The organism is Streptomyces sp. NPDC001381 (assembly GCF_042895685.1).
Classification (GTDB): domain Bacteria; phylum Actinomycetota; class Actinomycetes; order Streptomycetales; family Streptomycetaceae; genus Streptomyces.
The window spans coordinates 555,908-573,680 of record NZ_JBIAWO010000005.1; the positions used below are offsets into that span (position 1 = coordinate 555,908).

Below are 17,773 nucleotides of genomic sequence, written 5' to 3' on the forward strand. Positions count from 1 at the left end.
GAATCGGGCTCGGGACCGGGACCGGACAGGAGCCCGGGATCAGACGGCGCGCGCGTCCGGAGCGGGGGCCGGCGCGTGGTCGGCTTCGGGCGAGGGCCCGACCTCGGCCAGATCCCGATGGCGGGTCTCCTTGGCCGCTCCCACGGCGGCGACCGTCAGCAGGGCGGCGGCGATCACGTACAGGGCGATCGGCGTGGAACTGCCGTAGTCGGCCAGCAGGGCGGTGGCGATGAGCGGGGCCGGGGCACCTGCCGCGACCGAGGCGAACTGGGCACCGATGGAGGCGCCGGAGTACCGCATCCGGGTCGCGAACATCTCGGAGAAGAAGGCGGCCTGGGGCGCGTACATCGCGCCGTGCAGCACCAGGCCCACGGTCACGGCGAGGAGGAGGCCGCCGAAGTCACCGGTGTCGACGAGCGCGAAGAACGGGAACATCCACAGCCCGATCCCGACGGCGCCCAGCAGGTACACCGGCCGCCGTCCGACCCGGTCCGACAGCGCGCCCCAGGCGGGGATGACCGCGAAGTGCACGGCGGAGCCGATGAGCACGGCGTTCAGCGCCGTCTGCTTGGAGACCCCGGCCGAGGTGGTGGCGTAGACGAGGATGAAGGCGGTGATGACGTAGTAGGAGATGTTCTCCGCCATGCGCGCCCCCATCGCGACCAGCACGTCCCGCCAGTGGTGACGCAGCACCGCGACGAGCGGCATCTTCTCCGCGTCCGCCACCCGGGCGGCCTTGCGGGCCTCGGCCTGCGCCAACGCCTGCCGGAAGACGGGCGATTCATCGACGGACAGACGAATCCACAGACCCACGACGACCAGCACACCCGAGAGCAGGAACGGGATCCGCCAGCCCCAGGAGCCGAAGGCCGCGTCCGACAGCAGGGCGGTCAGCAGCGACAGCACACCCGTCGCCAGCAACTGCCCCGCCGGCGCGCCGGTCTGCGGCCACGAGGCCCAGAACCCGCGCCGCCGCGCGTCCCCGTGCTCGGACACCAGCAGCACGGCCCCGCCCCACTCACCGCCCAGCGCGAAGCCCTGCACCAGCCGCAGCACCGTCAGCAGCACGGGCGCGGCGGCCCCGACGGTCGCGTGCGTCGGCAGCAGCCCGATCGCGAAGGTCGCCCCGCCCATCAGCAGCAGACTCAGCACCAGCAGCCTCTTGCGGCCGAGCCGGTCACCGTAGTGCCCGAAGACCAGCGCCCCCAGCGGCCGCGCCGCGAATCCGACGGCGTACGTCAGGAAGGACAGCAGCGTGCCGACCAGCGGTTCGGACTCCGGGAAGAACAGCTTGTTGAAGACGAGCGCGGCGGCGGAGCCGTAGAGGAAGAAGTCGTACCACTCGATGGTGGTGCCGATGAGGCTGGCGGCGACGATGCGCTTGAGGTTGTTCTGGGCTGGTGGAGGGGTTGCGGGCGACGACATCGGCACCACTTCCTGGGGTGTGACGGGGACGTTTGCGTGTCGCCACACCGTAGGAATCTGCAGGTCAGGCGCACATGTGGCGGGGCAACATAGTTCGAGGGTCGGCTATGCGTGCGGCCACCATGCCGGCTCATGGAAAGGCGTCTCGCGGCCGGGACCGCCCTGCACCTCTTGCCCGGCCCCGGCTCACCCGTCCTGGTCACCGGCCTTGCCGTGCTGACAACCGGCCTGGTCATGGCTGCCGCCGGCCGCCACAGCCGACCCCACCACGCCCCGACCCGACGACAGGAGCCCCTGCGCCCGCGACCTGGCACTGGACCGGACTCGCCGTCTTCTCCCTCACCCTGCCCCCGGCCGGGCCGGCCCTGCTGACCGGCCGAATGCCGCACCGCCTGCACGCCCGCCTGGCGCAGGCACGCCCGCGCGGCTGGGCGCTGGTCTGCCTGTGGGCCGCAGCCCCGCCCAACACGACCCCCTGCCTTGCCGACGCCCCACCCGCGATCACCCTGGCGGCAACGACTATCGCTGGCGTGGCAGCAGTTGCCGGATTCGCTGTGGCGGCCGGCGCGACCCTTCGGGCCTCGAAGGCGGCATTGTGACGGACACACGCCGCCGGTGGCGCTTCATCTGGTCGGTCACCGCCTGGTGGGTGCTGCTGGCCCTCGCCCTGTGGCTCCTGGGCAAGGCCCTGGACCAGCCCACCTCCCTCGCGGCGTGCGCGGCCTCCGCCGCGCTGCCGGTCGCCGTCGGCGAGGTCGGCGAAGGCATGCGCCGACGCCTTTGAACGTTGCTCTTATGCCTCCAGGCGCATGGTTTCGTCGCGGGCCGGGAGGCGGAAGGCCGTACGACGGCGACGGGAGCCGAGTGGGCTGAGTTCGAAGCCCAGTCTTGCCAGCGCGATGAGCGTGCCGTGCCCGAAGACGAGCGTCAGCCATGCTCCGTCGTGCCAGTACCAGTCCTCGGTCCAGGGCCGGGTGATCGCCAGCGTCACGATGAGGTGCGAGACGGCGATGGTGACGCCCGCCCGGCGCCGCCGGGGATACAGGAGGGGCGGCATCGCCCAGAGCAGGGAGGCCAGCACCATCAAGGGGGCGACAAACGGCAGACCTGACATGACAGACCTCAAGATCGGTAGCGAGTGCCAGCAACCCTCACACCGGCGGGTCCGTGGTACCAGCCCGGCGGGATATCGCCCGGATCACGATGCGGCTTCAGGGCCAGGCGCAGCTTGACGCTGGACGAACCGGCGAAGGTCTGCTGCTTGTAGTGTTTGTGGCCCTGCTTGTCGGTCGGATACTGGGCGATCTCGGTGCCGGCTCCGGCGAAGGCCAGCCGGCCCGCGGCTCCAGTGCGCGCGAGCAGCTGGCCGTACCAGCCAAGCTCCTTGCGGGGGGATGAGGAACCCGTCCTGGATCCGTTCTCTGTGGCCGTCGGCAGGTACCTTCACCGCGCCGGCGTACGCGAGGTTCCGCTCCGGCAGTACTGCGTCCGCACTCCCTCGCCCTGTGGCCGGCCTCGCGGGCAACAGGCCTTCGCCCGGCGCCTGCAGAGCGTTGACGGTGATGCCGTGCAGCGCGAGTAGTTCGGCCGGGGTCCGGGCGACCCTGCTGTGCCCCCGGCGGGACAGCGCGGATGCGCCGTCCCTGTCCGGGTGCGCGCTCGGAGTCATCGGTTCGCAGGTCGTGATCAGACCAGGGTGGAGATGCAGAACGGGTGGCCTGCCGGGTCCAGCAGGACCCGCCACCGGTCGGGGTCCGGCTGGTGTTCAGGTCTGACGGCCCCCAGAGCGAGGAGCCGGGCCTGGGCGGCGTCCAAGTCGTCGACGCCCACTTCGATGTGGGCCTGCTTCTCCTGCGCCGGGTCCGGCCAGGTGGGCCGGCGGTAGTCGGACAGCCGGTTGAATCCCAGACCCGCCGCGCCCTCCTGGCCGAGCAGGACGAAGTCGTCGGTGGAGAAGACGACGGGCAGGCCGAGGGCCTCGCCGTAGAAGCGGGCCATTGCGGCGGGATCGGGGCAGTCGAAGGTGACCGCCGCGTAACGGAACGTGGGTGCGGAGGTGTTTCCCGTGCTCATGGAGAGGACGCTACGACGGGACCAGGACAGATTCGGTCCTGGTCATGTGGAAGACTTCACCATGTGCTCAGCGCATCCGCCCGCCTGCTGCGACTGGTCTCCCTGCTGGCCGCCCGGCCGTCCTGGACCTGCGGGGAGCTGGCCGACCGGATGGCGGTCACCGCGCGCACGGTGCGGCGGGACATCGCCAAGCTCCGTGAACTCGGCTACGTCGTCGAGTCCGATCCCGGGCCGTGGGGCGGCTATCGCCTCCGTGCCGGATCCCGGGTCCCGCCGCTGATCCTCGATGACGAGGAAGCACTCGCCGTGGCTGTCGGGTTGCGCGAGGCGGCGCTGAGCGGCGCTCTCGGCGGCGACCAGGCCGCGCTGTCGGCGCTGCTGAAACTGCGGCAGGTCCTGCCGCGGCGGATCGCGGACCGGCTGGGTGAGATGGACGCCGCATTCGTGCACACGCCCAGACCCGACGACCCTCAGATCTCGCCGGGCACGCTGCTGGAACTGGCCGCCGCGTGCCGCCGGGGCGAGCGCGCCCGCCTGTCGTACCGCGACTGGGAGGGTAAGGCCACGGTCCGGGACGTCGACCCGTACCGCCTCGTCCACACGGGCCGCCGGTGGTACTTCGTCGCCCGGGACGTGACGCGCGGCCAATGGCGGACCTTCCGGGCGGACAGGGTCGACCGGCTCCAGCCGACCGGGCACCCGGTGGAACTCACCGACCCACCCGACCCCGCGCTGCTCGTCTCCCGCTCCGTCGCGACCGGCCCCTACCCGCTCTCCGCGACGATCCGCCTCCCCGTGTCCATGGATCAAGCCCTGCGGCTGATCCCGTCGACCGTCGGCTCCCACCGTCCCGACGGCCCCGACGCCACGATCGTCGACGTCGGCGGTCCCGACGCGGACGGGCTCGCCGGATACCTCCTCAGCCTGGCCACACCCCTGCGCGTCCTGTCACCGGAGCCCGTACGGCAAGCCCTGCTGCGCCGTACCCGGGAACTCCTCGACGACAACGCGAACGGCCACTCCCGGTAACGCGCGTCGTCTCCGGCACCCTCACGCGCGGCGGTGATGTCGCAGGGCGGTCGGCGGGCTCAGGTCAGATGCCGCCGGTGTTCAGCAGCCGGTTGGGGGTGTCGGAGCGGACGCCGCGTACGACTCCACGGGTGGCCGTGCGGTCGAGCCAGACGTGGACCTCGTCGGCCGTGGCGTGGGGGTGTGCCGACAGGTACAGGGCGATCACGCCGGTCGCATGCGGAGCGGCCCAGGAGGTGGCGCCCTCGGTCTCCGTGACCGTGCCGCCGCCGGCGAGGGCGGCGGTCACCTTCTGGCCGGGGGCGTACAGGTCCACGCACCGTCCGTACCCCGATCCGTAGGAGCCACCGTCGCTCCACACGCGGTCGTTCGAGGTGGAGGCCGCCACGACGATGGTGCCGGGGACGCCGGCCGGGGAGTGCTTGCAGGCGTCGTCATGGAAGTTGCCGGCCGACACCACGGTCGGGATGCCCGCGTCGACCATCTTCTTCACGGCGGATTCCAGGGCCGCCGACCGGTGGTCGAGGTTGAGGGACATGTTCACCACCGCGGGCTTCTGCGCGTGCGCGGTCACCCACTTGACCGACTTCACCAGGGCCGCCTCGGCCGCCGCCGGGGAGCCGCCGCCCCCGCTCTCGCACAGGATGCCCTGGACCCGTACGAGCTCGGCCTTGGGCGCCACCCCGTACTTCGCCCCGCCGATGACGCCCGCGACGAAGGTGCCGTGGCCGGTCCCCTCCTCGCTGAAGCAGTCACCCGAATCCTTCGGGCCCACGAAGTCGGCGCCGAGACGGGCGCGACCGCCGAACTCCTTGTGCGCGATGTCCATCCCGGTGTCGATCACATAGACGTGAACACCCTTGCCCGTGGCGGTGGTGGTGAGCTTCCCGTTCAGCGGCCGCGACCGCTGGTCCAGAATGTCCAGGTTCCACGGCACACGCCGGGTGACCGGCGAAGCCGCGGCCCGCGCGTTCCCGGAGAGCGTCCCCACGGCGTCGTCGGACGCCGCCGCCGATCCGGACGACGCCCCGCCCGCGGAGGGTGACACGGCCTCCCCCTTGCCGTGCGCGGGGATCGTCCCGCCGCTCCCGCCGCCCGCCGCGCCTGCTCCACCGCCGCAGGCCGTGGCCCCGAGCACCGTCACCATGGCCACCACCATCAGGCCGGCCTTCGTCACGTTCCGCGTCACAACGTCCCCCACATCCCGCTTCGTACACAGTCAGCGCACAAGACGACCACGGGGGGCGGGCGGTTCCGGCGCGGCGGGCGGGGGGATCGGTGCGCGCCCGTGCCACCACTCCTGTGGCGGCACGGGCGTGCGGGGCCGGGGATCCGCCGTCCGCGTCGATCGGGTCGGCGGACGGCGGGTGGCGTTCCGGTGGTGCTTACTCGGCGCCGAGACCGGCGTCGTCGACCTCGTCCTTGCCCTCGGCCTTGAGGACCTTGTTGAGCGGTGCGAGGTCGTAGATCCCCTTCAGTTCGGGCTTCTCCAGGAGGCCGGCCTTCACCGCGTGCTCCGCCTCGGTGTTGAGGGTGGAGGCCAGCGGGTCGTCGAGGAAGGTGATGGACTTCCAGGCCGGGTCGATGACGTCGGCGGGCAACGCCTTGCCCGACAGCTTCTCCAGCGCCGTGTTGGCGGACGCCTTGGCCTTCTCCGGGTTGGCGTTGATCCACTCATTGGTCTTCACCGAGCCGCGCAGCACGGCCTCGACCACGTCGGGGTGCTCGGCGAGGAACTTCTGCGACACGATGATGTTCGTGATCACGAACTTCTTGTCGGGCCACAGGGTCGACTCGTCGAGCAGGACCTTCGCGCCCTCGGCGACCAGCTTGGACGCGGTCGGCTCCGGCACCCACGCGCCGTCGATGGAGCCGGACTTGTAGGCGTCCGGGGTGATCTTGTTGTCCGTGCGGACGACGGAGACGTCGCCCTTGCCGCTCTCCGCGTCGACCTTCCAGCCCTGCTCCGCGATCCAGTTGAGGAACGCCACGTCCTGGGTGTTGCCCAGCTGCGGGGTCGCGATCTTCTTGCCCTTGACGTCCGCGAGAGTCTTGATCTTCTTCGGGTCGACCACCAGCTTCACGCCGCCGGACGCCGAACCGCTGATGATGCGCAGGTTCTTGCCGTCGGACTTGGTGTAGCCGTTGATGGAGGGGGAGGGGCCGATCCACCCGATGTCGATGGAACCGGCGTTCAGGGCCTCGATCTCGGAGGGGCCGGCGTTGAAGGTGGACGCCTTGATCGTGGTGCCGCCGAGCTCCTTCTGGAGCAGGCCCTCCTGGACGCCCACCAGGGCGGTGGCATGGGTGAGGTTGGGGAAGTATCCGATCTTCACCGTGTCGGCGGAGAGCTTTTCGGCGCCTGCCGCGGCCGTGGTCTGCTTGCCGTCGTCGGTGGACTCGGAACCGTAGCCGCAGGCGGTGAGCAGCAGGGGAAGGGCGGCTGTGACGGCGATGGCGCGCAGGGTGGTGAACGGTCTTGCGGCAGACACGGAGTTGTCCTCTCGGGGGTGGGTGAGCAGCGAGGTGCGAAAAGGTGAGGCGGGCGCCTGTCGGCGCACCCCGACGGTCCACTCCGGGCCGTGGACGGCGGGCATGCCGTCGCGGGAGGAGGAGCGGGACGTGGGGATGTGGCGGTGGTCGGCCGAATCAGGTTCTGCGGCGTCAGAGGGGCCGACAGAGGGCACTGGACGCACGGCCGAGATCGATGTGGCGGCGCGTGGTCAGAAGGGGCAGCGGCCGGAGCGCGCAGTCGAGCGTTCTCATGCCACCCCTCGATCCCTAGTTTTCCTACCTGGTTGATGGGGATCGTGACAGAGGACGGCGCGTACCCCAAGGGGGTGTTCGTATGATGGACCGCTCTCTCTCATTTCGTGAGATCAAATACCGGCGGGCGACCCGACGTGAGGTCTTCGCCGCGTGCCAGCCCGCCGTGCACGGCCTTCAGCGCCTGCTCGGTGAGCGCGGAGGCGGACCGGGCGGGATGCCAGGCCGAGCCGCCCGCCCTGCTGTACTCACGGGCCTCGGCGAGCACTCCCTCCGTCATGCCGAGAAGGAGCTGGACCGAGAGGAGGCGCCCGATCGGCGCGGTGAGGGCCGACAGGGGCGTCAAAACCTCCTCGTCCGCGGACAGGGAGCAGAACACGTCGGAAGCGGAGACCGGTACGGCGTCCAACTCGACGCTGCCGGCGGCCGCGAGCCGCTGGCCGAAGGTGTCGGCGTCGCCCTCGACCCGCACGCCGCGGTGAGCGGTATCGACGGTGACGGCGAGGGGTTCGCCGGTGTCGGGCCGCCGGGCCCGCACGACGAGGCGGTCGGCGACCAGGACCCCCGTGGTGCAGCTCTGCCGGCCGTCGAGTGCGTACCCCCTCGCCGTCCTGGTCAGCGTCAGGTGCGGTTCCTGAACGGCAGGGTGTGCCGGAACAGATTGTAGGTGCCGCCGTACAGGGACGTGCTGGAGACGATGTGGTCGCCCGCGGTCCTTGCGCGGGGCGTGCGAGGCGTGCGAGGTGCGCTGGCGCACCAGCACGACATGTGAAGAGACGATGTCGCGTGTGCCGGCCCGGCCCGGCCCGGCAGGTCAGGTCAGCAGCCGTGCCCAGCTGGTGGTGAGCTCGTCGAGCATCTGGTCGCGGGTGAGCTTCCAGTCGGAGCGGTCCCAGTTCTGGGCGACGTAGTCGAGCTCGGCCATCGCGAGGACGCCCCGGAAGCGGCGCTGGTGGGGCTCGAAGCGCCCGGCCGTCGTCAGTCCGTCCTCGATCTCGCTGATGGCCTCCTCCATCCAGCGCTCGACCAGGCCGGTGAGGTTCGGATCGACCACCGCGGCATCGCGGCCGATACGGATGATCGGCCGGATGGCGGGCCAGCTGTCGGCGGTCCGCCGCAGCCACGCCGCGATCGCCTCCGGCGTCCCGTCGGCCACGGTGGCGCCGAGGTCCTGCCCCGTGGAGCCCTGCTCGGGGGAGCTGCCGCGCCGCAGCACCTCGTTGAGCTGCTCGTCGATGAGGGCCTTCATCAGCTCGCTGCGAGAGGAGAAGTACGCGTAGAACGTCACGCGGGTGGTGCCCGCGGCGGTCGCGATGTCGTCGACCGTGGTGGCGGCGTACCCCTTGGTCCTGAACATCTCGAGCCCGGACTGCAGCAGCAGACGGCGCGTCATCTGCTTCTGGGCCTCTCGCAGGTTGGCCATGACCGGATCGTAACGCGCCGCCGCCAGGTCGGACCTGCGCACCGGCCGCACGCGATACGCGTCGCACCGACCCTTGACGCGTTGTAAGCCGAGCCGGCGGTCTTCGGATGGGCGCACCCGGGTACTCGGGTCGCTCGGACAGGGCAGGGGCCGGCCGGCCCCGCCCGAGAACCGTCAGCTTGGAGGCGATGATGAGCACAGTGAAGGAAGCGGTCGACGTCGAGGTGCCCGTCCACACCGCGTACAACCAGTGGACGCAGTTCGAGGAGTTCCCGAACTTCATGGAGGGCGTCGAGGAGGTCAGGCAGCTCGACGACCGGCACAACCACTGGGTCACCAAGATCGGCGGGGTGCGGCGCGAGTTCGACACCGAGATCGTCGACCAACTGGTGGACGACCGGATCACATGGCGGGCCGTCGGCGGTGACACCAAGCAGCGGGGATCGGTGAGGTTCGAGCGGCTGGACGACTCGCACACCCGGGTGGAGCTCACGATGGACCTCGAGCCCACGGGCGTCGCCGAGAAGGGCGCGGACATGCTCGGCATGATCGACCGCCGGGTCAAGGGCGACCTGCACCGCTTCAAGGACTACGTCGAGAAGCGCGGCGGCGAGACGGGGTCGTGGCGCGGACGCATCCGGCCCGGGGACCCCGGCTCGACCCTCTGACAAGCCGGGAACAGGGCGTTCCGCCCAGGGGGACGGGCACGCGGATGCCGTTGGCACGGTGTGGGGCCCGCCGGACCGCCGGCGCCCGGCTGCTCATCACGGAGTCGGCCGGTGCCCTGGCGTCCCGGCGGCCCGACCGAGCGCCAGGCGCAGGGCGCGGCCGCCTGACCGGCGGAGCCGCCGCTCGGCGACGCCGCCGTCCCGGCCCGGTCAGGAACCGAGCCGCCGGCGGTCCTCCTCGTCCCACGCGCGGGTGTCGCGCGGCTGGACGTACGGCTCGTCGTCGGCCGGGTGGCCCCCGGCGACGGCGCGCTGGCGGAGCAGCTCCGCGTCGAACTCCAGGCCGAGCAGAATGGCAAGGTTGGTGATCCACAGCCACACCAGGAAGATGATCACGCCCGCGAGAGCGCCGTAGGTCTTGTTGTACGAGCCGAAGTTCGCCACGTACAGCGCGAACCCGGCCGAGGCGATCATCCAGATCACCAGCGCGAGGACGCTGCCCGGGGTGATCCAGCGGAAGCCGCGGACCCGGGCGTTCGGTGTGGCCCAGTACAGAATCGCGATCATGATCATGACCAGCACCACCAGCACCGGCCACTTGGCGATCGACCATGCCGTGAGTCCCGCGTCGCCGACGCCGAGCGCCGTGCCCGCCTCCCGGGCCAGACCGCCGGTGAACACCACGATCAGGGCGCTGACCACGGCCATGACCATCAGGACGACGGTCACCCCGACCCGCACCGGCAGCACCTTCCACACCGGACGGCCCTCGGGGATGTCGTAGACCGCGTTGGCGCTGCGGATGAACGCGGCGACGTACCCGGACGCCGACCACACCGCCAGCAGCAGCCCCACGACCGCCATCACCGAGCCGAGCCCGGAGTTGCCCTGCATCTGCTGCACGGCGTTGCGCAGGATGTCCTGGGCGGGGCCGGGGGCGAGTTTCTGGATGTTGTCCAGCACCGCCTGCGTGGCCGACTGTCCGACGATGCCGAGCAGCGACACGAGCGCGAGCAGCGCGGGGAAGAGTGCCAGGATGCCGTAGTAGGTGAGGGCCGCGGCCCGGTCGGTCAGCTCGTCCTTCTTGAACTCTTTGAGGGTGCCCTTCAGTACCGCCATCCAGGAGCGCTTGGGCAGCTCCGTGGGGCTGTCGGGCGCCCGCCGCTCCACCTGCTCGTCCGGTCCTGCCTTCGGGGCCCGCTCCATCTGCTCGTCCGGCCGGGTCTCCCGGGCCCGCTCCTCCCGCTCCTCCGGGCGGGTCTCGGGTGCCCGCTCCCTCCGCTCGTCCACCCGCTCGTCCGGAGGCGTCCCCGGGGCTCGCGCGGCCTCGGTCTCCCGATCGGCCGTGGCGTGCCCGCCGTGTCGTCCATGCCTTCTCAGTGTTCGTACCATTGCGCACGGGTTTCCGGTCCGATGGCGCCCATGCCTCAAATCGGATATATAGAACATTTCTTCCGTTTGGGTGGTGCGGCGCCGGTACCCGGGCCTGCGTGTCCGGGGGGCGCGGGGCGTCCCCGTGCGACCCGCGGTTTGCACGGCCTCGGTGACTGTCCCATAGTCCGAGGTATGGACGCGCGCGAGAGGGCGCTCCGCCAGGCGCACGACCACGCGGTCCGCTGGCTCGCGAGCCTGGCCGACCGCCGGGTCCCCGCCCGCGCCTCGGTCGACGGGATCGTGCGCGCGCTCGGCGCCCACCTGCCCGACGGTCCCAGCCCGCCGGCCGACGTCGTCGACCTGCTCGCCACGGCCTGCGAGCCGGGGCTCACCGCGTTTCCCAGCGGCCGCTTCTACGGGTTCGTCGTCGGCGGCACCGAACCGGCCGCGCTGGCCGCGGACTGGCTGGTCAGCGCGTGGGACCAGAACTGCGTGATGCGTGCCGTCTCGCCCGCGTACGCGGCGGTGGAAGAGATCGCCGGCGCCTGGCTGCTCGATCTGCTCGGCCTGCCGGGCGGCAGCGCCGTCGGCTTCACCACCGGTGCCACGATGGCGAACTTCACCTGCCTCGCCGCCGGCCGCGACGCCGTGCTGCGGCGCGTGGGGCGGGACGTCGCCCGGGACGGTCTCGCCGGCGGGCCGGCCGTGCGCGTCGTCGCCGGCGAGGACCGGCACATGGCCGTCGACCTGGCGCTGCGCTACCTGGGGCTCGGCAGGCCCGAACTGGTGCCGGCGGACGAGCAGGGACGCATCGACCCCGAGGCCCTGCGGCACGCCCTCGCGGTCGGCGGGCGGCGCCCCACGATCGTGATCCTCCAGGCCGGTGACATCCACTCCGGCGCCTTCGATCCCTTCGCCGAGACGATCCGTGCCGCCCGGGAGGCGGACGCCTGGGTGCACGTCGACGGCGCCTTCGGGCTGTGGGCCGCCGCCTCCCCGGCGTACGCGCACCTGACGGCGTCCGTCGCCCACGCCGACTCCTGGGCGACGGACGCGCACAAGACCCTGAACGTCCCCTACGACTGCGGGCTCGCCGTGGTGCGCGACCCGTCCGCGCTCCGGGCGGCGATGGCGCTGCACGGTGAGTACCTCATCCACCACGAACTGGGCGACCCCGTCGACAAGGTGCCCGAACTCTCCCGGCGCGGCCGGGCCTTCCCCGTGTGGGCCGCCCTCCGCTCCCTCGGCCGGTCAGGGGTGGCGGACCTCGTGGAACGGCTGTGCCGGCACGCCCGCGCGTTCGGCGCCGGCATCGCCGGGATCGACGGGGCGAGCGTCCTCAACGACGTCGTCTTCACCCAGGTGTGCGCCGAGTTCGGCGACGACGAACGCACGGACCGGGTACTGGACCGGCTGCTCGACGACGGCACGGCGTGGATCAGCGGTTCCACGTGGCGCGGCCGGCGCGTCCTGCGGATCTCGGTGAGCAACTGGTCGACCACCGACGACGACGTGACGCGTACGCTCGACGCGATCCGGCGCGCCGCCGCCGACATCTGAGCGGCGGATGCCGCCCGGCGCCGCCGGGACAGCGCGCTCCGCCCACGGCCCGGGCCGGCCGTACCCCCACGATGCCGCCCCTTCACGGACGACCCGTCGCCCGCCACGGCCTAGCGTCCGCGCCCGCCCCGCCGCCGGGGTGCGGGGCGGACGGAGACGCCGTGGCCCCCGGGGCCGGTGAGGGCTCCGGCCGGTCCGCCCGAGGACTCGGCCGTCGCCGGGCCCGTCGCCTCCTCGGCCGCGTGGTCACCCGCGCCGGGCAGACCGGTCTCGACATGGGCGAGCTGGGCGGACAGGCTCGTCAGCCACATCTCGAGGTCGATCAGCGCCGGGAGCGGGGCGGCGGGCGGCGGCGCGGGCTCCGGCCGCGGGCCGTCCGGAGGCAAGCCGTCCGGAGGCGAACCGTCCGGAGGCAAGCCGTCCGGAGGCGGTCGTTCCGTCGGGGCCGGCGCCCCCGCGCACAGGGCGGCCAGCCGGTCGGTGGTCCGGGCCGCCGTCAGGGCGGCGGCCCGCGCCCCTCGCGCCGCGCCCGGCGGCAGGGCGCTCGCGGGCAGGTCGAAGCGGGGCAGCCAGTGGGCACCCAGCAGGATCTGGTGGGCCGCGATCAGCACGCCGTGCCAGTCGGCCCCGGCGGAGCCCCTGGCGGCCGGCTCGCTGCGGAACTGGGCGTAGGCGGACTCGGCCAGGCGCATCCGGTGCAGGACGGGCAGCGTCGGCGGGGGCGGTGCGGAGCCCGGTGGCACGGCCGTCAGCACCCCCACGGTGTCCTGGATCAGCGGCCCGCACACGCGCAGCAGACCCGCCATGGTCCTGCGCACCTCCCGGCGGGCACCGGCCGGCCAGGCGAGCAACGCGCACAGCAGACCGACGGCGCTGCCGGTCACCACGTCCACGATCCGCGCCTCGGCCAGCCGCCAGGTGGCCGGGGTGATCTGCGCGAACGCCGTGGCCACCACCAGCGTGAACAGCCCCTGCGCCCACGCGATGCCGAGGAGCGGCCCGAGAGCGAAGGCCAGCAGCATGCCCGGCGCGAGGATCGCGGCGTACGCATCGGTGTGCTGCCCGACGCCGATGAGCAGGGCACCCGCCGCGACGGCGCCGACGAGGTTGCCGGCCACCGCCCCGCGCATGGCCGCCCAGGTCTCCCCGACCGTGGTCCTGCTCAGCGTCAGCACCGCCAGCAGCACCCAGAAGCCGTGGGTCAGGTCGAACGAACCGGCGACCAGCCGTGCCGCGGCGAGAGCCAGCGCGATCCTGACCGCGTTGTGGAACTGCACCGAGCGGAGGGTCATGTTGCCGACGATCCGGCGCAGCCACAGCCGGGACGTGGACGCCTCCGTGTACCAGAACAGCTCCCGTGGCTCGATCGGCGGGGTGCGCCGTCCGTCGAGGCCGACCCGTACGGCGATCTCCAGGACGCGCACCGACTCGGCGACACCCAGCAGCGCGGCCTGCCGGCGCAGCACCGGAACCAGCGCCGCTCCCTCGGCGGCCGGCTCCGCCGCCTGCCGCAACCGCATCTCCTGGAACGCGCCGATCGCCCGGTCCAGACGCGACGGTCCCGGCGTGACCCGGCCCGCGCGCAGCGCCGCCGCACCGACGTCACACAGAGCCCCCACCCGCGGCAGCAACCACGCCGACGCCACGTCCCCAGAGCCACCACCCCGCACGTCCCGACGCTTTCGCCGCCGCGCCCGCCCACCGCCCCGCACACGGGCCTCCTGACCGCCCGGTACGCCGGCCCCGGCACCGTCCGGTGCGGCAGCCCCGTCCACATCGGCTGCGCCGGCCTTGCCGCTGTCCGGCCTGCCGACGGCATCCCACACACCATCCGGCACGCCGTCCGCCACGCGGGCCCCGTCCGCCCACTCCCTCCCCCCATCCAGGCCACCTTCCGACCCACGGCCCCTCTCACCGCCCCGCATCCCGTCCCCGGTCCCGGTCCCGGTCCCGTCCCCACCCCTGGCTCCGTCCCCGTGTCCGGTCGTGTCCCTGGCCCCGCTCCCGTCCCAGGTCCCCATCCATGCCCCGGTCTTGTCGCCCTCCCCGTTTCCGCCCCCGCCCCTGGCGCCGCCCCCGCCCCTGGCGCCGCCCTCGCCCCTGGCGCCGCCCCTGTCCCCGGCGCCGTCCTCGCCCCTGGCGCCGTTCTCGTCCCTGGCGCCGTCCTCGTCCCCGACGCTGTGCTCGTCCCCCTCCCCACCCCAGACGTCGCCCCCTCTACCCTCGCCGATGCCCCCGTCCCGAACCCCGTTCCTGTCACCACCCCGCACCCCGCCCCCGTCGCCGCCCCGCACCCCCGTGCCGCCCCGAGCCCCCACGCCGACACCGTCGCCGCCCCCGCCCCCGTCGCCCTCCCGCACCCCCGCCCCGTCGCCCTCCGGCCCGCCGGTCCGGGCGGCGACGGTGTCGAGGAGGTCGCGCAGTTGGCCTGTTTCGGTGAGGTGGGCCAGCTGGTCGAGCAGGCGGCGGGTCGCGGAGCCCGCCTGGGCGAGGCCGCGGGCCGCGCGGCCGGGGCCCGCGGGGCGTTCCGCGGGCGGGATCTTCGACAGCCGCAGTCGTGCGCCCTCGGCGCGCAGCGCGGCGGGCGGGAGGCCGGTGCGGCCGGCGAGGGTGTCGCCCGCGGTCGCCACGGCCCTCGCGAGGCTCTGCCGGTACGTCTCCCCGGCGGCCTGCGGCAGGACCAACAGCTCGCACAGCGCCAGCAGCAGCACGCCCGTCGTGAGCCCGGCCAGCCGCAGTCCGAGGGTCCGCGGCTCGTACGGCGGGAAGCACGCCAGGATGTAGAAGAGCTGGAGTCCCGGCGCCGCCCCGGCCGGGCGCGGCCCCGCGACGGTCGCGAAGGCCAGGACGAAGCCGACCACGAGCATCCCGAGCACCGCCGCCCAGGTCCGCACCGCCAGCACGGTCCCCAGCGTCACCAGCAGAAGGCCCACGGGCAGCGCCCCCAGCATCACCGCGGCCCGTTGCCGCCCGGACCCGGGGACGGCGGACAGCAGCCCCAGGGCGATGGGCGCGAACAGCGCGTACAGCGCCGGCAGCGGCTCGTCGAGGCCGTACAGGAGGGAGTAGAACCCCGCGGACGCCGCGAGGGTGACCCGAACCGACCGGTGCAGGACCGTGGTCCGCTCCGCCCCGCCCCTCACGGCGGGTCTCCGCCGCGCACGCCGCGTGAGCGCGGTCCCGACCCCGGCGCGAGCGCGATGAAGACCCCCGTCCGCGAAGCCCGCGAAGCCGGCGAAGACTCGGCGCGCATGGGCACGTTCCTCTCGGGCCGACGTCCCCGAGGCATCGTGCGCGGGCCGGACACGCGCCCCGCCACCCCATTGTCGACCGGCCCCGCACCCGCCGCAGCCCGGCTCGCCCCGACCCCGCCGCCGCTACAGGGCCCGGGCGACGAGCAGGGCCACGTCGTCGTGGTCGTCGGGGTGGCGCAGGCCGTACAGCAGCAGGTCGCAGAGCTCCTCGAGGGGCCGGTCCGGCTCGTCCAGGAAGGTGAGCAGCATGGCCAGCCGGTCGTCGATGGGGTGGTGCCGGGTCTCGACGAGGCCGTCCGTGTAGAGCACCAGGACGTCGTCGGGGGCGAGGTGGGTCGTGGTCGTCTCGAAGGGGATGCCGCCGACCCCGAGCGGGGCGCCGGACGGCAGGTCGAGCAGGGCGGGGGCGTGGCCGGGGCCGGCCAGCGCGGGCGGCATGTGTCCCGCGTTGGCGATCCGGCACTGCCGTGTGCGGGGGTCGTACACCGCGTACAGACAGGTCACGATGTAGTGCTCGAGATCGCAGGTGATCTTGTCGAGGTGCTGGAGCACGGCCCCCGGGTCGAGATCGAGATCCGCGTAGGCGCAGGTGGCGGTGCGCAGCCGGCCCATCGTGGCGGCCGCGTCGATGCCGTTGCCCATGACGTCCCCGACGACCAGCGCGGTCTTGTCGTCGGTCAGCGGGATGACGTCGTACCAGTCGCCGCCGACCTCACTCGTGGCCTGGGCGGGCTGGTAGCGGGAGGCGAGGTCGAGGCCGGCGTGGTGGGGCGGATGGTCGGGCAGCAGACTGCGCTGGAGGGTCAGGGCGGTGTTGCGCACGCTCTCGAACCAGCGGGCGTTGTCGATGGCCACGGCGGCGCGGCCGGCCAGCTCGGTGGCGAGCACGACGTCGTCCTCGTCGAACGGCAGCGGGTTGCGGGTGCGCTTGAGGTCGAGGGCGCCGAGCACCTCGCCGTGGGCGATCAGCGGCACGGCCAGGTACGAGTGGACACCGGCCCGGGCCAGCAGGGAGCCGGCCTCGGCGTCCCGGGCGATGCGCGGGATGTCGGCGTCGCCGACATGGCGCACCAGGACCGGCCGGCCCGTGTGGACGCACAGGGTGACCAGCCGGTCGCCGTCGTAGGCCGCGATGTCGCCGGGCGGGTCGGCCGCCCGCAGGGCCACGGTCGGGTGGGACGCCTTGAGCGCGAGGGCGCGGAAGAGCTCCGGGCCGTCGTCCGGTCTGCGCGAGCGACGGCAGGCCAGGGCGGAGTCGAGGACGTCCACGGCGACCACGTCGGCGAGTTGCGGCACGGCGATCTCGGCCAGTTCGCGGGCGGTCCGGTCCACCTCCAGCGTGGTGCCGACCCGCGTGGAGGCCTCGGCGATCAGGGCGAGGCGCCGGCGCGCCCGGTCGGCCTCGGCCGCCACGCGGTGCCGTTCGGTGACGTCGACGACCGAGGCGGCCGCGCCCAGGACGCGCCCGCCGGGGTCCTCCAGCCGGTAGAACGACAGCGACCAGGCGTGCTCCCGGTCGGGGTCGGTCCGGGGGCGGCCCACGTGGTACTGGTCGAGCAACGGCGTACCGGTGGTGAGCACCTGTCGCAGCGCGGACTCGATGGTGTCGACGTCGGGGAGGGGCAGGGTCTCCCTGAGACGACGGCCGACATGGTCCTCGGCGGGGATGCCGTCGATGCGTTCCAGCGCCGGATTGACCAGCAGGTACCGCAGGTCGGGGTCGAGCAGGGCCAGGCCGATCGGGGACTGGTTGATCAGCCGCTCGCACAGGGCGAGATCGGTCTCGACGCGCTGCAGCAGCGTGTGGTCGGCCGCGATGCCCAGGGCGTAGACGTCCCCGAGGTCGTCCTGCAGCCGCATGTTGCGGAACTCCATCATGCGGCTGCTGCCGTCCTTGTGCCGGATGGGGAAGGTGCCGGCCCAGCTCCGCCCGGTCTCCAGCACCTCCGCGAACAGCCGCACCACGGCCTTCAGATGGTCGGGGTGGACGAACAGCCGGGCCGCGTACGTGCCGAGGGCCTCCTCGGCGCTGTACCCGAACAGTTCCTCCGCCTGCGGGGTCCAGAACACGATCCGCCCGTCGGCGTCGAGGACCATCGCGCACACGCTCAGGACGTCCAGCAGACCGGTGGGCGGGGGCGCCTCGTCCGCCTCGGTGCGGTACGCGTCGCCGTCGGACCGGAAGGGTTCGGCTGTCATCC

At 73.1% G+C, this 17,773-nt stretch carries 14 protein-coding genes and 2 pseudogenes; 4 read left to right on the forward strand and 12 right to left on the reverse strand.

Features of this window, described 5'->3' with window-relative positions; translation table 11 throughout:
* Window positions 1-39: 39 nt before the first annotated feature.
* Window positions 40-1,425 (reverse strand): MFS transporter, encoded by a 1,386-nt coding sequence (locus ACFY2L_RS25185; protein WP_390823431.1) that lies wholly within the window; start codon window positions 1,423-1,425, stop codon window positions 40-42.
* Between the two features lie 595 nt (window positions 1,426-2,020).
* On the opposite strand from ACFY2L_RS25185, the gene ACFY2L_RS25190 reads away from it, so the two are divergent.
* A complete protein-coding gene (locus ACFY2L_RS25190) occupies window positions 2,021-2,209 on the forward strand; it encodes a hypothetical protein (protein ID WP_390823432.1) in 189 nt (62 codons plus the stop codon).
* Window positions 2,210-2,218: 9 nt separating this feature from the next.
* Here the strand turns inward: ACFY2L_RS25190 and ACFY2L_RS25195 are convergent, their stop codons facing one another.
* Window positions 2,219-2,539: a hypothetical protein gene (locus ACFY2L_RS25195; protein WP_390823433.1), complete on the reverse strand. Its 321-nt coding sequence runs from the start codon at window positions 2,537-2,539 to the stop codon at window positions 2,219-2,221.
* A 572-nt stretch (window positions 2,540-3,111) separates the two neighbouring features.
* The gene (locus tag ACFY2L_RS25200; protein ID WP_390657626.1) at window positions 3,112-3,498 is read right to left on the reverse strand and encodes a VOC family protein; all 387 of its coding nucleotides are present in this window, start codon (window positions 3,496-3,498) and stop codon (window positions 3,112-3,114) included.
* 63 nt (window positions 3,499-3,561) lie between these two features.
* Here ACFY2L_RS25200 and ACFY2L_RS25205 point away from each other — a divergent pair, with 63 nt between their 5' ends.
* Entirely contained in the window at window positions 3,562-4,527 is a 966-nt protein-coding gene (locus ACFY2L_RS25205) for a helix-turn-helix transcriptional regulator (protein WP_390823434.1), read from the forward strand.
* A 64-nt stretch (window positions 4,528-4,591) separates the two neighbouring features.
* Here the strand turns inward: ACFY2L_RS25205 and ACFY2L_RS25210 are convergent, their stop codons facing one another.
* The 5 genes and pseudogenes from ACFY2L_RS25210 to ACFY2L_RS25230 form a co-directional block, all read right to left on the reverse strand.
* The gene (locus ACFY2L_RS25210; protein WP_390657628.1) at window positions 4,592-5,728 is read right to left on the reverse strand and encodes a S8 family peptidase; all 1,137 of its coding nucleotides are present in this window, start codon (window positions 5,726-5,728) and stop codon (window positions 4,592-4,594) included.
* Between the two features lie 184 nt (window positions 5,729-5,912).
* Window positions 5,913-7,019 carry an ABC transporter substrate-binding protein gene (locus ACFY2L_RS25215; RefSeq protein ID WP_390657629.1) on the reverse strand — a complete coding sequence of 369 codons (1,107 nt, stop codon included), beginning with the start codon at window positions 7,017-7,019 and terminating at the stop codon, window positions 5,913-5,915.
* Window positions 7,020-7,191: 172 nt separating this feature from the next.
* Complete coding sequence (locus ACFY2L_RS25220; protein ID WP_390657630.1) at window positions 7,192-7,293, reverse strand: putative leader peptide; 102 nt, start codon at window positions 7,291-7,293, stop codon at window positions 7,192-7,194.
* Between the two features lie 136 nt (window positions 7,294-7,429).
* Window positions 7,430-7,936, reverse strand: a pseudogene (locus ACFY2L_RS25225) (acyl-CoA dehydrogenase); the annotation flags it as partial.
* Window positions 7,937-8,107: 171 nt separating this feature from the next.
* Window positions 8,108-8,716 carry a TetR/AcrR family transcriptional regulator gene (locus tag ACFY2L_RS25230; protein ID WP_390823435.1) on the reverse strand — a complete coding sequence of 203 codons (609 nt, stop codon included), beginning with the start codon at window positions 8,714-8,716 and terminating at the stop codon, window positions 8,108-8,110.
* A gap of 191 nt (window positions 8,717-8,907) precedes the next feature.
* Between ACFY2L_RS25230 and ACFY2L_RS25235 the strand changes: the two genes are divergently transcribed.
* Entirely contained in the window at window positions 8,908-9,384 is a 477-nt protein-coding gene (locus tag ACFY2L_RS25235) for an SRPBCC family protein (protein ID WP_390823509.1), read from the forward strand.
* A gap of 210 nt (window positions 9,385-9,594) precedes the next feature.
* Here ACFY2L_RS25235 and ACFY2L_RS25240 read toward each other — a convergent pair whose 3' ends face one another.
* A complete protein-coding gene (locus tag ACFY2L_RS25240; protein WP_390823436.1) occupies window positions 9,595-10,776 on the reverse strand; it encodes a YihY/virulence factor BrkB family protein in 1,182 nt (393 codons plus the stop codon).
* A gap of 174 nt (window positions 10,777-10,950) precedes the next feature.
* On the opposite strand from ACFY2L_RS25240, the gene ACFY2L_RS25245 reads away from it, so the two are divergent.
* On the forward strand, window positions 10,951-12,318 hold the full coding sequence (locus ACFY2L_RS25245; protein ID WP_390823437.1) for a pyridoxal phosphate-dependent decarboxylase family protein: 1,368 nt from the start codon (window positions 10,951-10,953) through the stop codon (window positions 12,316-12,318).
* Between the two features lie 110 nt (window positions 12,319-12,428).
* On the opposite strand, the gene ACFY2L_RS25250 is transcribed toward ACFY2L_RS25245, so the two are convergent.
* From ACFY2L_RS25250 to ACFY2L_RS25260, 3 genes and pseudogenes are all read right to left on the reverse strand, one after another.
* A complete protein-coding gene (locus tag ACFY2L_RS25250) occupies window positions 12,429-14,339 on the reverse strand; it encodes an FUSC family protein (protein ID WP_390823510.1) in 1,911 nt (636 codons plus the stop codon).
* 411 nt (window positions 14,340-14,750) lie between these two features.
* Window positions 14,751-15,461: pseudogene (locus tag ACFY2L_RS25255) on the reverse strand (FUSC family protein); the annotation flags it as partial.
* Between the two features lie 234 nt (window positions 15,462-15,695).
* Window positions 15,696-17,771, reverse strand: a complete 2,076-nt coding sequence (locus ACFY2L_RS25260; RefSeq protein WP_390657634.1) for a SpoIIE family protein phosphatase — start codon at window positions 17,769-17,771, stop codon at window positions 15,696-15,698.
* Window positions 17,772-17,773 lie beyond the last annotated feature (2 nt).